This is a genomic window from Aminipila sp. (genome assembly GCF_032051575.1).
In the GTDB taxonomy this organism is placed as follows: domain Bacteria; phylum Bacillota; class Clostridia; order Peptostreptococcales; family Anaerovoracaceae; genus Aminipila.
The window spans coordinates 43,505-57,962 of sequence record NZ_DAMBYD010000003.1; the positions used below are offsets into that span (position 1 = coordinate 43,505).

The window sequence follows — 14,458 nt, forward strand, 5'->3', positions numbered from 1 at the left end:
ATTCTTCCAATCTTAGATTAATTTGAAAGCTTCATAGGGTTTAGTTTGATTCCAGGACCCATAGTTGAAGCAACTGTTACGCTTCTTAGGTACTGTCCCTTTGCTGCTGCTGGCTTTGCCTTTACAACTGCTTCCATTAAAGCCTTAAAGTTTTCTTCTAGCTTTTGAGTTCCAAAAGAAGCCTTTCCGATTGGAGTATGGATAATATTTGTCTTATCAAGACGATATTCAACTTTACCAGCTTTGATTTCTTCAAGAGCTTTTGTAATATCCATAGTTACTGTTCCTGACTTAGGGTTTGGCATTAATCCTTTAGGACCTAAAACCTTACCAAGTCTACCAACAACACCCATCATATCTGGAGTTGCTACTACTACATCAAAGTCAAACCAGTTTTCAGTCTGAATCTTCTGAGCTAATTCTTCAGCTCCTACATAATCTGCACCCGCTGCTTCAGCTTCCTGAACTTTAGGGCCCTTAGCAAATACTAGAACTTTCTTTGTTTTACCAGTTCCATGAGGAAGTACAATAGCACCTCTTACCTGCTGGTCAGCGTGTCTGCCGTCAACACCAAGCTTAATGTGAACTTCAACAGTTTCATCAAACTTAGCTTTTGCAGTCTTTGTAATTAAATCCATAGCTTCACTAGTTTCATATAAATTTGTTTTATCAACTAATTTAGCTGATTCTTTGTAAGTTTTGCCTCTCTTTGGCATAATGTTTACCTCCTTGTGGTACTAACGATTTGCTTGAAATTCTATCAGCATAATCTCCCATCTTCAATTAACCTTCTACAATAATACCCATACTTCTTGCAGTGCCCTTAACCATTGATGCTGCTGCATCTAAGTCTGCTGCGTTTAAGTCAGGCATCTTAATCTTTGCAATTTCTCTTACCTGTTCTTCTGTTAAAGTAGCTACCTTCTTCTTGTTAGGTTCGCCAGATGCTGATTTTAGTCCAGCGGCTTTCTTTAACAATACTGCTGCAGGAGGAGTCTTTGTAATAAATGTAAATGATCTGTCTGCATAAACAGTAATTACAACTGGAATAATCATTCCTGGCTGATCCTGAGTTCTAGCATTGAATTGCTTACAGAAGTCCATAATATTTACGCCCTTCTGACCTAATGCTGGACCTACTGGAGGTGCTGGAGTAGCATTACCTGCTGCAATCTGAAGTTTAATAAGACCTTCAACTTTCTTTGCCATTTTTATTTCTCCTTTCTACTAAATTTTATCTACTTGTCCGAATTCAAGTTCTACAGGCGTGTCTCTGCCAAACATAGAAATCTTTACCTTAAGAGTTTCCTTTTCCATGTTTACTTCTTCAACAACCCCCATAAAGCTTTCAAAAGGACCATTGATAACTTTTACATTGTCGCCCACTTCTACATCAATTTCAATGTGGACCTTTTCTATTCCCATTCTTCTTACTTCTTCATTAGTTAGAGGAATCGGCTCTGAACCATGCCCTACAAATCCAGTAACACCTTGAGTGTTTCTAACAAGATACCAAGATTCGTTGGTTACAATCATCTTCACCAAAACATAACCTGGAAATATTTTTCTAGTCTTAACCTTACGCTGTCCATTCTTAATTTCCACGCTGTCTTCAGTAGGAACAATGATATCAAGAACTAAGTCCTGCATACCTCTGTTTTCGACAATTTTCTCAATATTTACTTTTACCTTGTTTTCATGCCCGGAATAAGTATGAACAACATACCATTTTGCAGGGCTATCTGAATTGTTTACATATCCCTGATTTTCATCGTATGCAATTCCAGAACTCGAAGAAATATTCTGAGCTTCAACTGTAGGTTCTTCTACAGCAGCTTCTTCCTTAAGTTCTTCCTTATCTAGGTCTAAGTTGTTTTCAAAATCTGACATCTTATACCTCTACTTATTATAAAGAAATGCCTAATATTGCTTTAAGCGCAGAAAGAACGCCCATATCAATTAGCCAAAATCCAACTGCAAAAAACGCGCAAGTAAATAACACAACGGCTGTATATGATCCAAGTTCTTTCTTAGTAGGCCAGATAACCTTTTTCATTTCAGTTTTAATGCCCTTGAAATACTCTCCCATACTAGCTCTCTGCTTTTTAGGAGCAGCTGCTGGCTTTTTTTTAGCCTTTTCGTTTTCCATATTACTCACTCCTTATTTTGTTTCCTTATGAAGAGTGTGCTTTTTACAGAATTTACAATACTTATCTAACTCAATACGATCAGGATCGTTTTTTTTGTTTTTAATAGTATTGTAGTTTCTCTGCTTGCACTCTGTACATGCTAATGTAACCTTAACTCTAGCTGATGATGCCATCGACTCCACCTCCTATTTTTGTGCATTCTGCTTTCAATGTAAATTCAGAGCACTCTTTCAGGCTCCGTATTTTTTCTCATATTTTTGTAACGTAATCACATATATTTCCACATTATATACACGATTATATCATACCAAATATCATAAAGTCGCTCATTAAGGATATCACTTGCCCTTGTCTATGTCAAGTTTTTTTTAATTTTTGCTAAGTATAATGCCGAGCATTACAACTAGCATTGTATCACAAACCAATCTGCCCGGCAATTTTTTCTTGTCACTAAAAGCTCACTTCTTGCTTTAATTTTATTTTTCCAATAGGTCTATAGTAAAACTGTCGCCTATTTCCACATAATCGTGGCTCATTTTTCCACTTTGTTTAGGCATTTCCACTGCATAAGCCTTTAACCTGATCCATTTTGCTTGCTCCGGTACTACTCCATCTATCCTTCGTACATTTAATCTTCCTCTTTTTTCTTTACCATCAAAACAACTCATGTCAAAAGCAATTGTGCTGCCCTGGCTGTCTTGCCCTTCCAGTTTCAAATCATACATAGGATTTTTTTCATACTCCCAGTCTTCCACTTTATAGTAAATCTTTTGCCCCAAATCATTTGAAGTATATTCTGTCAAAACTAATTTACTCCCATTAGGCAGTGGGAAACTATTATTTAAAGCAATGCGAGTTGTGTCCATCGCCAGCTTTGCACCATCTGCTTCAAAATGAAAACCCCATTTTCCTCTTGTTTCTTTATTATCTTTCAATATTCCTGTATAGATTAGTTCAATATCAAGTCTGCCATTAGTATCTATACCTTCCAGTTCATAGTCTAAAACAGATTCTTCAGTATAATCATCTATAAACTTGCTGCCGCCGCCCGCCGCTACTGACACTTTTTTTCCATTTACATAAACCTCAGCAAAAGGCATCAATCCTCCTACTGATAACTTTTCTTGTGACCTAACAGCGGAAGATACGATAAGCTGATTTTCATCAAGAATGATTTCATTTAATTTTATTGTATACCCTTTATCCGTTTTCTCCGTACCTATGACCGTAGTATAATCTTGTAAATCTTTTCCCACTCCTAAGAAATCCCCAATCTGCCAAGCTATATTTTTAGCTGTTGCATAAACTGCATCATTAAAGTTTATAGTTCCTGCAATCAGTATAATTGTTGCTGCACAGGCAGCAATAGCTGCATAATTTCTTCTTTTAGTTGTACTTCCTTTATCATTACCTAATATTTGATTAATTTTCTTTAGCATTTTTCTTTTTTCCCCGTCTGTTAATTCTTCTACAGCATAAGAACTTATATTTGTTTCCACATCATTTAATAATGAGTAAATATCTTTCATAAACTACTCCTCCTTCTTGCCAAAGGCAAATACTCCCTAAGCTTTTTTCTACCTCTTGAAACATGATTATATACCGCCGTTTCTTTCATTCCCATTGATGCGGATATGGATTTGATAGATTCATCTTTCCAAAATAACCGTTCAAAAATCCCCCTGTCCTCTAAACTTAAACAAGATAACATTTGTTGCATTTCTTCAGTGATTTCTTCTTGTAATAAGTTTAAACTGCTTTTCATATCTGCAATATTTTCCGCTGCCTCTAATGGTTCTTCATTAAAGCGTTTCAAATATTTTCGTTTGCAATCTATGGCTTTGTATCGGCTTACTCCTGCCAGCCAATTCTGAAAAGTACTCCTATTTATATCAAAAGAATCAATGTTCTGCCACACAGCAAACAGCACATCATTCAAACATTCATCTACTAATTCAGGTGTTTGCTGTAGATGTTTTCTAGCAACGGATTTTATAATCCAACCATAGTTTTCAATAGTAAATTCCAAAGCTTTTTCATTTTTCATCCTTAACTGTAAAATAAAATTTTCTTCTGTAATTTTCAACCTGCTACTCCCTCCTTTCACGATTTCAGACATACACATAGGAACTATGTGTTCTGTATTTAATATCTTTGTATTGGCCTTTACATCTATTAATTCGTAAGCTGACTCTGTATTTCTATCATCTTTTTAAAAAAACCCCCGAAAAAATTCGGAGGTTTCTATGTATTATCCTATTGTCCTATAAATCTATTTCAGCGGGATCATTTTCTTCTTCCAGTAAATACCATTCACTATTTACAAAGTCTCCATCAGAAATTTGGCTGACAGGCATTTTCATGTATTTACCCGTTGCTTCTACAGCAACACTTCCATCAGGAAGCAATATTTGCCCAATGCCCTCAAAAATTTTTCTAGTGTTTCTCGTAATATGTGCAATTCCTTTTAAATTAGCCTCTGTAGGCACTGGCTTTTTATATTTCATATTCAATTCCACTGTAACGCCCCAGCAGTCAGGCTCTTCAATGCATACAGCCCTGCCTATAAGCTCATCCAAAACAGCTGCCGAAATCCCCCCATGCGTTCGCCCCGGGTAGCTTTGATGCCAGTCTTCAGTTCTAAATGTACAAGTCAACTGTCCATTTTCGACTTCATAGAATCTCGTGTTTAAACTAAACTTATTTTTTGTTCCACAAACCAAGCATCTGTCACTATTGTTTTGTTTTTTGGTCACCTTATAATTCATATTGCCACCTATTAATTCCTTCAATTTAAAAGTTGCGAACATCAAGCCCGCAACTCTGATAGTCTATTTTCATTTTATTACTAATTTAAAAAGCCGTCAATAGATTGACTTATAAAATTCACGCATGCTCCGGATTTTACTCTTTTAACAAATATACTAAATTTCTGTCATTTGAATACTGTACTGCGTTGTATAAAAACAATACATCTGTTATGCCTTTTTCTTTTATTAGTTTTAACAGGCTCTCTTTATAATATCTTAAGTCTACCACATATACATTTTCAAAATTCTCAGTAATAAATGGCACAAAACAGTTGGCATAAGAATCCTTCACTACTAGAATACTGCGATTATTATGGCCAGTTCCTTCTATAAGAGTCATTGGGTTATTTCCACTTAAAAAGTATGAATATTTATCTTTTGTTTTTAGATATTTTTCATCATAAAGGCTGTCCAAGTGCTTTATTTGTTTTAGGTTTTCTATTTTCATTCCAACACTATCCATCGCATTATTTGAAAATTTCTCAATATAATCAGGTTGCACCCTAAATCCTGCTGCTTTTGAATAGGTTGTTCCGTAAAATTCATCACTTACAACCTCTATATGAAACTCATCCTTATTTACCGGCTTTACGTTATTTTGCTCTGCCCATACTTTATAAGAATAATATGCTCCTAATGTAGTCCAGTGATGATCTGTTTTATAATATATATATTCATCTTTGTGGGCAAGGAGCATTGAACTTGGGTTTACCAGCATACTGCCAAAGCGCTTTTCAGCTTTCTTTAGGATTTCTCCTTGATCCGGCACAGGTGCATATTGAGGCAATTTTTCTTTCAAAATTTCAGAAGAAGTTGGTGCAATTAAGACAGAAATATTTATACTATGGTCTTGATCATGTACATTCTCAATAAACGTCTTTACATAAGTAAGATTTTTCTCAAGCTGGTTTTCATCAATATTGTCTATGGGAAATAGATATCCATCTCTACCAAAATAAGCACTTCCATTATCTTTTTTTCCTGAAATTATATCAGTAATATTTTTAATTCTTACCCATCCATCCCTGTCCACGATATTATCTGAAGCATATACTTCGAATTTTTTCATATAATCACCACTAGCTACAGTCAAAGCTTCTAAGTCAGGCATTTGTTGTAGTTGCCTATTTTCATTATCTGAAAAGAGCTTATCCGGCGTAATAATACACAATAACAGAAGGCAGATTAAAAGCATTACAAAGCCGACACTTGTAACGATTGCCCTTTTATCTCTCATAATGCCTCCTCGTTAAAATCTAAAATACAAAAATGGATTATATGTTGATGCAACTATATAAGCAAAGCTTACTATAAATAACAATAATAAACCAAAATTCTCTATAATTAACACTGCTAACGGCTTGTCACGCAATATGACATTATAAAAACTCCCCCATACCTTTGCAGGAATATCAGTGGCTGCAATGATACATATAATTAGTAATACCAGATTGCTGCTTAGTAAATACCATGTATATTCATTGGCAATCCCTGTATTTTGAAGTCCAATTAAGCTTGCCGTATATGCTTTTACAGCATTCAAATCCTCTATTGCAAATATTACCCAGCTAATAGTTACAAGAATCATAGTATAAATACTTGCCACAATAGCTCCTAATATGCCATATTTCTTCTGAAGCTTTTCCAGGGCAATGCCTAGTGCAAGTTTCTCTATTATAAGTATACCTGCAAAATATATCCCCCATATAACAAAATTCCAACTTGCTCCATGCCATAGTCCGGTTAAAGCCCAAACAATAAATATGTTCAGCATTTGCCGTTTCATTCCATAGCGGTTTCCACCTAAGGGTATATAGACATATTCTTTAAACCAACTGCTCAAAGAGATATGCCATCTACGCCAGAATTCTGTTATGGACTTAGAGACATAAGGGTAATCAAAATTCTCCAGGAAGTGGAATCCAAACATTTTACCTAGCCCAATAGCCATATCTGAATAACCTGAAAAATCAAAGTATATCTGTAACGTAAATGCAATAGCCCCAAGCCATGCAGTACCTGCTGGTAATTCAGCCGGATTAATTTTCATTACACTTTCCCAAAGTAGTCCTACATTATTTGCCAGAAGTACTTTTTTTGCCAAACCTATAGTAAATCTCCTGACCCCTGAAGCAAACATTTCCATATCTACATGTCTATGTGTCAATTGCTCCTCTATAGATTCAAAACGAACAATAGGACCTGCTATCAATTGTGGAAATAAAGCCACATAAGTTCCAAATGCAATAAGGTTTTTCTGTACCTGTACCTTTCTTTTGTAAAGATCAATAATGTACGACATTGCTTGGAATGTATAGAAAGAAATCCCTATTGGAAGAGGCAACTCCATAGTTGGAATATTTGTTCCTAAAAGTAGATTAATATTTTCAACTACAAAATCTGCATACTTAAAAAATCCTAATATTCCCAGATTCACAGCAACATTAATTAGTATCACCAATTTTGTTTTTATTGTTTGTCCTTCAGTTCTTATGAATTTATCCAGCAAAACACCAAAACAGTAATTAAATACTATAGAAAAAATCATGAGGGAAACGTATATAGGCTCTCCCCAAGCGTAAAAAAATAGGCTCGTAACAAGCAAAACTGGGTTTTTCAAGCCTGCTGGAGCCAAGTAATATAAACACATTACAATGGGTAAAAAATATATTAAAAATGAGATACTACTAAAAACCATTTAACCTTTATATCTCCTTATTATCATAATTTGTAATCAATTTTTCAGCTGCATCACTATCATCACATACAACATATATTACTGTATTATCAAAAGTCAGAATAACTGGTTTCGACAATTTCTCAAGTTCTTCAGGCACATAATTTTCAAAACCTTCTTTTTGTGCTTGAATTCTTCCTTCACAAGCCTTTACCACATCCTCTGCTTTACCATCTGCAGCCTTTATTACTGCAACTTCTTCTGCGGTAGCTCCTGTACTGGAATACAAAACAGCATCGTCCACCATTTGTTCATCTAAATTAAATAGACTAAAAAATATGTCATTATCAACTTTGCTCATATAATCTTTAAATTCAATATTATCTGCTAAATAAGATCCTAAAGTCTCCACATCTGTCTGCTCTAAAACCTGTTCATTTCCTAAAGTTTGTGTAGATTCATTATTATTACAGCCTGTAAAAACAAAACACGCTATTATTAACATTATTAAACATACTTTTAAGTTTCTCATCTTCTATCTTCCACCTATCTTTTACACTAATTCTGCTAAATATTTTGCCCAAACTTTACAGTAATCTGAGTTCAAGTGCACTCCATCCGTAGTAGCCTCTGTTACCAGATATCCGTCTGCATCCACTAAAGCAGCAGCAGGGTTTACAAACTGCACCCCTTTATCTGAAGCTAATTTAATAATATTTTCATTATACCAATATATTTGCGCATTATTATGCACTTTATCACTATCACTTTTCGATTTTGATACAGGCAAAACTGCCTGAAGATAAATTGTAGCATTTGGTTGCTTTTCCTTAATGTTATCAATCAATTGTCCGTAATCATCCAAAAAAGTTTCTATGTGATTCCACCCCAATTCATTTAAGCCAACACCTACTATAACCTTATCATACGTTTTTGCACCAAGCATATCATAAACCGAAACAGATTGCCCATCAATAGTTACTTGTTTTCCCTCCACAATTTTATCTATAGTCATAGCTTTCATACAAAAATACGATGCATTTTTTACCCCTGAATATAGCTTAAATCCTTCTGTTCTAGAGTCTCCTATAATTAAAGTACTATTATAGACCGCATAAGCTTCATCATTAGGTAAGTTTTCAGGAACCACTATTGGCTTTGTACTATTTGTTTCATTTACAGCACCATTAGATTTATCCGTGGATTTGCCATCTTCATTTTCTGCCTTTGCCCCGTCTTTTTCATTTTCTGATTTTTTTTCAACCACACCTTTATCCACTTCATTATCATTTTTTAGATTCTCTACTTTTCCTTCCATGTTGGCTGATTTTTCATCTACTGCCAAACCTCCTGAATTCGTTTTATTTTCACCATTTGCTATATTTATCCAAATCATACACCAAATTAAAACAACCAGCCCTGTTACGCTGATTATTATAAATATTTTGAATCTTCTTTGATTTTTAATTTTAACCAAAACTGTCTTCCACCCATCTAAAATCTATACTAAATTGCCTATAATTAACATTTTTTCTTAATATATTTGTCACTGTACTCATATATTCTAAATCCTGAAACAAAAAAAGGCAATGGGAATTTTCCCATTGCCTAAAATTTCTTTTTAATTATTCAACAACTGTAGCAACTACGCCAGAACCTACTGTTCTTCCGCCTTCTCTAATAGCGAATCGAAGTCCTTCTTCGATTGCGATTGGGTGGATTAGTGTAATTGTCATTGTAATGTTATCTCCAGGCATACACATTTCTGTTCCTTCTGGTAACTGAAGATCTCCTGTTACGTCTGTTGTTCTGAAATAGAACTGTGGTCTGTATCCGTTGAAGAATGGAGTATGTCTTCCACCTTCTTCCTTCTTTAGTACGTATACCTCTGAAGTGAATTTTGTATGTGGGTGGATTGTTCCTGGTGCGCAAAGTACCTGTCCTCTTTCGATTTCAGTTCTCTGAATACCTCTTAGTAGTGCTCCGATGTTATCTCCTGTTTCAGCGTGATCTAATAACTTTCTGAACATTTCGATTCCTGTTACTACTACTTTTCTTCTTTCCTCTACTAGTCCGATGATTTCTACTTCGTCTCCAACCTTTAGAGTTCCTCTTTCTACTCTTCCTGTAGCTACTGTACCTCTTCCTGTGATTGAGAATACGTCTTCTACTGGCATGATGAATGGTTTGTCATTGTCTCTTTCTGGTTCAGGAATGTATGAATCTACTGCTTCGAATAATTCAACAATCTTGTCTCCCCATGGACCTTCTGGATTTTCTAATGCTCCTAATGCGGATCCTCTGATGATTGGTGTATCATCTCCTGGGAATTCATATTCGTCTAGTAATTCTCTGATTTCCATTTCTACTAAGTCAAGTAATTCTTCGTCGTCTACCATATCGCACTTGTTTAAGAATACGATGATATATGGTACGCCTACCTGTCTTGAAAGTAGAATGTGTTCTCTTGTCTGAGGCATTGGTCCATCAGTTGCTGCGCATACTAGGATTGCTCCATCCATCTGTGCTGCTCCTGTAATCATGTTCTTTACATAGTCAGCATGTCCTGGGCAGTCTACGTGAGCGTAGTGTCTGTTTGGTGTTTCATATTCAACGTGAGCTGTTGAAATAGTAATACCTCTTTCTCTTTCTTCTGGTGCTTTATCAATCATGTCGAAGTCAACCTTCTGACCTAGACCATATCTCTGGTGAAGAGTCTTTGTGATTGCTGCTGTAAGAGTTGTCTTACCATGGTCAACGTGACCAATTGTTCCGATATTTACGTGTGGCTTATTTCTTTCAAATTTCTGCTTTGCCATTTTAATTTTCCTCCCCTTTGCATTTTAATCTTGCAAATAAATTCTTTTTTATTATTTTTGTTGGAGCTGTTGAGCAGGCTTGAACTGCCGAACCTCTTCCTTACCAAGGAAGTGCTCTACCTACTGAGCTACAACAGCACGTTATCCCTATTTTACAACATAGTACTATTATAGTCAACAGTTGAATTACAATAGTCCCAAGTAATCACTCTTACGCGTCTAAAATGTGTTTTTTTCATATTTAAACATAAACCCAGACCGCAGTTTATTATGAACTGCGGTCTGGGTTATCGCTATATTTCGACTTATTTTGATTATAATACGGTTCAATTATACTTTCAAGTTAAAAAAAATAGCAATAGAACAGTTTATGATATGTTTTATACTGGTAAATATTGGTGAATATATAATGATTATTATTCATTCATCGTCAATTTGATAGTCAATTTTGAAAGGAAGTGATACTATGCCTCGAAGAGGTGAGAATATTTATAAACGTAAAGATGGGCGTTGGGAAGGCCGAATATTAAAAGATGATGGAAAATATATGTATGTCTATGCTAAAACATATAAGGAAGTAAGAGAAAAAAAGAAGAATTTACAGAAAAATGTCAGATTTCTTGAAAAAGATACACTTAATCCAGAAAAAAGTACATCAGAATTATTTAAAGAGTGGTTAACAGGTGACCTTTCTGAACATGTAAAGCCCTCTACTTATGAGAATTATTACGTTTGTATACAAAAATATGTTATTCCTTTTTTTGAATTAACTGATAGTAATCACATTACCGAATTTCAGATTAGTCAATTTGTAAAAACTATATATAAGAATTCTTCTATTTCCGAATCATACAAAAAGAAAATACTTTCAATCTTCAAAACAGCACTTAAAGGTATTCTTAAAGATTATGATAACTATATATCTATTATAAATGCAGTTAAATTACCCAAAAACGGAAATCCTGTAGTACAAGTATTTTCGATAAAAGAGCAACGGCTTGTGGAAAATGCTGTACTTCATTCTACAGACAAACGTATGCTTGGAATACTGTTGTGTTTTTATACCGGTATACGGCTTGGAGAGCTCTGCGCACTAAGATGGGATGATATTGACTTTGAAGCAGGAACCATGTCAATTGTCAGAACGGTCTCACGTACTAAAACATTTCAACAGAATGGACCGAAGACCAATTTGCTTATTGGTATACCTAAAAGTGAAAAATCAGTAAGAAAAATTCCTCTTCCATATTTTTTATTAAAACTCTCAAGTGCATTGAAAATGCATATTAAAGCTGAAAATTGCTATGTTATCTCAGACTCAGATATACCAATTGATCCTCGAACATATCAGAAACTGTTTAAACAAATCCTAAAAAATGCTGATGTAAAAGACCGTAAATTTCATGCAATTAGGCATACCTTTGCCACACGTGCTTTAGAATTAGGTGTTGATATTAAAACCCTCAGTGAAATTTTAGGACATTCTAATGTATCAATTACCCTTAATGTATATACTCACTCTCTCATGGAGCAGAAAAAAATAGCAGTTAATAAATTGAATGAGATGCATATGAGCTATATGGAAAATCCTCCATTCTCCGTCAGTAAATCCGTCATACCTTTTTAGAACAGCAGAAAGTATAGCCTTATACAACCCAGACCGCAGTTCATAATAAACTGCGGTCTGGAAATCCAATGCATTAATTATTATCTTTCCCCACAAAAACTTATTTATTCATATCAAACAATAAATTTCTAATGAACATACCAATCACATATGTACAAATAGACCAAATAAAAAAAGGAGAAAAAATGGAAGTTTCAATTTATTCGAAAACAGATATAGAAAAGATTATCCAGTCACTTCCTAAAGATACAGTTGAGCACATGCATCGTGTTGGGATTCTTGTAAGTATGATTGCCTTAAAGCTTTATGATCTTAACTTTTATACAAAAAATTTCAATAAAGATGAATATAAATACTTTGGTGAAGCAGCCACCTATCATGACATTGGGAAGGCATGGATACCAAAAAATATTCTTATAAAGCCTGGAAAACTTACAAAAGAAGAAGCAATAAATATATACAAACATCCAGAATTTGCCAGGAGATTGTTTCATCAAATCAATGATGGCTCCATTTCAGGAATGCCAAAGCATCTCACCAAATTGGCTTTTAATTCAGCTGTATTCCACCATGAATGGTGGAATGGAAAAGGATATCCATATAGAATTAGTCTTGATAATATTCCTCTTATTGCAAGGATAACCTCTATATGTGATGCTTATGATGCCATAACCAATCCAAGAAGCTATAGGAAAGCCAACACCCATCTATATGCCTGCCACGAGTTAGAATCTAACGCAGGAACTCAATTTGATCCTTCACTTGTCCAAATTTTTTTAGATAGCCAGCAAGAACTTTCAGTAATAAAAGGAACTGCCCCAAAATAAACTAGAAACTATGTGCTAATTTATTTTGAGGCAGTCCTTTTTATTATTAATTTAAGAAGTTTGCATTATATATAAATCTACTATATATTTATTTAATATATGAATTTATTGTATCCGCACCTTCTTTATGTGCGTGATAAAAAACTCTTAATTCTTTATTCTGATCAAACTCATATCTGGTTTCTTCCAAAAGGCCATTTGCTTCTGCAGTCATTAAAGCTTCAACTACTGCTGGTTTTCTTAAAGCTTTAAAATTACCATATTGTGCCTTTAAAGCTTCAATAACGTCGTCTGCACTGGCTTCTTTTATAGTCGTAAAGTATTTTAAAATAGCATAATTTAATGGTTTCATACAATTAAGCCTCCTTTTTTCTTAATAAATCTAATGGATTTACTGCCATTACAAGTATTCCGAAAGACATAACTACAGCTGCAATCCAAGCGATTGGAGCTAAAGCCCATCCATCCTGTCCAACAATTAAGCCAAGGATAATCCATGCACATAATGGTGAAAAGAATGAATAAGTAGCATTAGTAGCCATACCAAGTGCTGTACCGCACATACTGTTACCTTTATACCATAAGTTATAACAGTAAACTGATAAAAATCCACTGATAGCAAACCAAATCATAGCTCCGCCATCTGTTGCTGCCTTAGCAAGAAGATCAAGTGAAAAACCTAAGCTTCCACTTGAAATAATTCCAAATAAAGGCACTAAGATTATTAAATTTGTAAGTCCAGAAGTAATCTGTCTTATAGTAATACCGATTTCATAATCAACCATACAAGTTGCATATCCAGCTACACAGCCTTCAATACCCCATCCTAAAGCAGCAACAAACGCTACAATCATACCTAGTACAAGGCCTTCTGGAGCTTCTCCACCAAACCCAGTACTTGCAATCATAAAGCTTGCTCCAAAACAAATAGCAATACCAAGCATAGTACGTGCAGTAAGCTTCTGCTTATATAATATTCTACTTAAGATTGCACCAACTGCAGGGCATAATGCAGTGATTGGTACGACAATCGTACCTGCAAGCTGTAAACTTACAACATAGGCAGTTGAAGCAATTGGTCCTCCAGCAAGTGCTGCAATTGCGATTAATGCTCCTGGTTTTGTTTTTACACTTCTAAAGAAGTCGCCAAGCTTTCCTTTATATGCTGCAATTAGTACTGCCCAAACAGCACTAATCGTATCATTAATAGCCGCACCTAAAGCTCCCAACAAATAAGTAATTGCTATTGCTGGCAAAACAGAATTTGCTCCATACCATTCTGCCCAAATTCCAGTAGACATTCCTAAGGTTAAAAATGCAGTATAAAGTCCATAAAATAGTCCTGAAATTATGCCAATTATAATACCTCTTTTAAAAAAACTTGATGATAACTTGTTTTTGGCTTCCAACAGATTTGCATCAGCTGTTCCAGCCATCAAAACATCCTTCATAAAAATCTCCCTTCATATCTTTTATATCTTTTTTAATACAAAAGTTATTTTAAGCCTTCCCCTATAGGGTAATGTCAACATTTTTTTTGCTTTTTTT

General features: G+C 34.8%; 17 protein-coding genes, 1 tRNA gene and 1 other annotated feature (1 of these 19 only partly in view). Of the genes, 2 read left to right on the forward strand and 16 right to left on the reverse strand.

What is annotated here, in order from left to right; genetic code table 11:
* Positions 1-3: a sequence feature (ribosomal protein L10 leader region), on the reverse strand; it reaches 115 nt to the left of the window's first position.
* 14 nt (positions 4-17) lie between these two features.
* From rplA to RTW14_RS04330, 14 genes are all read right to left on the reverse strand, one after another.
* Positions 18-716, reverse strand: coding sequence for a 50S ribosomal protein L1 (rplA, locus tag RTW14_RS04265; protein ID WP_312648459.1), 699 nt, complete (start codon positions 714-716; stop codon positions 18-20).
* 67 nt (positions 717-783) lie between these two features.
* Positions 784-1,209 carry a 50S ribosomal protein L11 gene (gene rplK / locus RTW14_RS04270; RefSeq protein ID WP_312648460.1) on the reverse strand — a complete coding sequence of 142 codons (426 nt, stop codon included), beginning with the start codon at positions 1,207-1,209 and terminating at the stop codon, positions 784-786.
* A gap of 18 nt (positions 1,210-1,227) precedes the next feature.
* On the reverse strand, positions 1,228-1,782 hold the full coding sequence (gene nusG / locus RTW14_RS04275) for a transcription termination/antitermination protein NusG (protein WP_312648769.1): 555 nt from the start codon (positions 1,780-1,782) through the stop codon (positions 1,228-1,230).
* A gap of 124 nt (positions 1,783-1,906) precedes the next feature.
* Positions 1,907-2,149, reverse strand: a complete 243-nt coding sequence (gene secE / locus RTW14_RS04280) for a preprotein translocase subunit SecE (protein ID WP_312648461.1) — start codon at positions 2,147-2,149, stop codon at positions 1,907-1,909.
* Between the two features lie 12 nt (positions 2,150-2,161).
* Positions 2,162-2,323, reverse strand: a complete 162-nt coding sequence (rpmG, locus tag RTW14_RS04285; RefSeq protein WP_162362592.1) for a 50S ribosomal protein L33 — start codon at positions 2,321-2,323, stop codon at positions 2,162-2,164.
* A gap of 303 nt (positions 2,324-2,626) precedes the next feature.
* Positions 2,627-3,679 (reverse strand): DUF4179 domain-containing protein, encoded by a 1,053-nt coding sequence (locus RTW14_RS04290; protein ID WP_312648462.1) that lies wholly within the window; start codon positions 3,677-3,679, stop codon positions 2,627-2,629.
* Complete coding sequence (locus tag RTW14_RS04295) at positions 3,676-4,236, reverse strand: sigma-70 family RNA polymerase sigma factor (RefSeq protein ID WP_312648463.1); 561 nt, start codon at positions 4,234-4,236, stop codon at positions 3,676-3,678. Before RTW14_RS04295 ends, RTW14_RS04290 begins: the two co-directional genes overlap by 4 nt.
* 178 nt (positions 4,237-4,414) lie before the next feature.
* On the reverse strand, positions 4,415-4,918 hold the full coding sequence (locus RTW14_RS04300; protein WP_312648464.1) for a PaaI family thioesterase: 504 nt from the start codon (positions 4,916-4,918) through the stop codon (positions 4,415-4,417).
* 136 nt (positions 4,919-5,054) lie between these two features.
* Positions 5,055-6,197: a DHHW family protein gene (locus RTW14_RS04305; RefSeq protein WP_312648465.1), complete on the reverse strand. Its 1,143-nt coding sequence runs from the start codon at positions 6,195-6,197 to the stop codon at positions 5,055-5,057.
* A gap of 12 nt (positions 6,198-6,209) precedes the next feature.
* Positions 6,210-7,658, reverse strand: a complete 1,449-nt coding sequence (locus tag RTW14_RS04310; protein WP_312648466.1) for an MBOAT family O-acyltransferase — start codon at positions 7,656-7,658, stop codon at positions 6,210-6,212.
* 7 nt (positions 7,659-7,665) lie between these two features.
* Positions 7,666-8,169, reverse strand: a complete 504-nt coding sequence (locus RTW14_RS04315; RefSeq protein WP_312648467.1) for a DUF4358 domain-containing protein — start codon at positions 8,167-8,169, stop codon at positions 7,666-7,668.
* A gap of 21 nt (positions 8,170-8,190) precedes the next feature.
* Entirely contained in the window at positions 8,191-9,114 is a 924-nt protein-coding gene (locus tag RTW14_RS04320) for a GDSL-type esterase/lipase family protein (RefSeq protein ID WP_312648468.1), read from the reverse strand.
* A gap of 148 nt (positions 9,115-9,262) precedes the next feature.
* Positions 9,263-10,456 (reverse strand): elongation factor Tu, encoded by a 1,194-nt coding sequence (gene tuf, locus RTW14_RS04325; protein WP_312648451.1) that lies wholly within the window; start codon positions 10,454-10,456, stop codon positions 9,263-9,265.
* Between the two features lie 61 nt (positions 10,457-10,517).
* Positions 10,518-10,594, reverse strand: a tRNA-Thr gene (locus RTW14_RS04330).
* Between the two features lie 328 nt (positions 10,595-10,922).
* Between RTW14_RS04330 and RTW14_RS04335 the strand changes: the two genes are divergently transcribed.
* Positions 10,923-12,083: a tyrosine-type recombinase/integrase gene (locus tag RTW14_RS04335; protein WP_312648469.1), complete on the forward strand. Its 1,161-nt coding sequence runs from the start codon at positions 10,923-10,925 to the stop codon at positions 12,081-12,083.
* A gap of 185 nt (positions 12,084-12,268) precedes the next feature.
* On the forward strand, positions 12,269-12,910 hold the full coding sequence (locus tag RTW14_RS04340; protein WP_312648470.1) for an HD-GYP domain-containing protein: 642 nt from the start codon (positions 12,269-12,271) through the stop codon (positions 12,908-12,910).
* A gap of 88 nt (positions 12,911-12,998) precedes the next feature.
* Here the strand turns inward: RTW14_RS04340 and RTW14_RS04345 are convergent, their stop codons facing one another.
* Together RTW14_RS04345 and RTW14_RS04350 are read right to left on the reverse strand one after the other, a co-directional pair.
* Positions 12,999-13,262, reverse strand: coding sequence for a hypothetical protein (locus tag RTW14_RS04345; protein ID WP_312648471.1), 264 nt, complete (start codon positions 13,260-13,262; stop codon positions 12,999-13,001).
* A 4-nt stretch (positions 13,263-13,266) separates the two neighbouring features.
* Positions 13,267-14,361, reverse strand: a complete 1,095-nt coding sequence (locus tag RTW14_RS04350; protein ID WP_312648472.1) for a hypothetical protein — start codon at positions 14,359-14,361, stop codon at positions 13,267-13,269.
* Between the last annotated feature and the right edge of the window lie 97 nt (positions 14,362-14,458).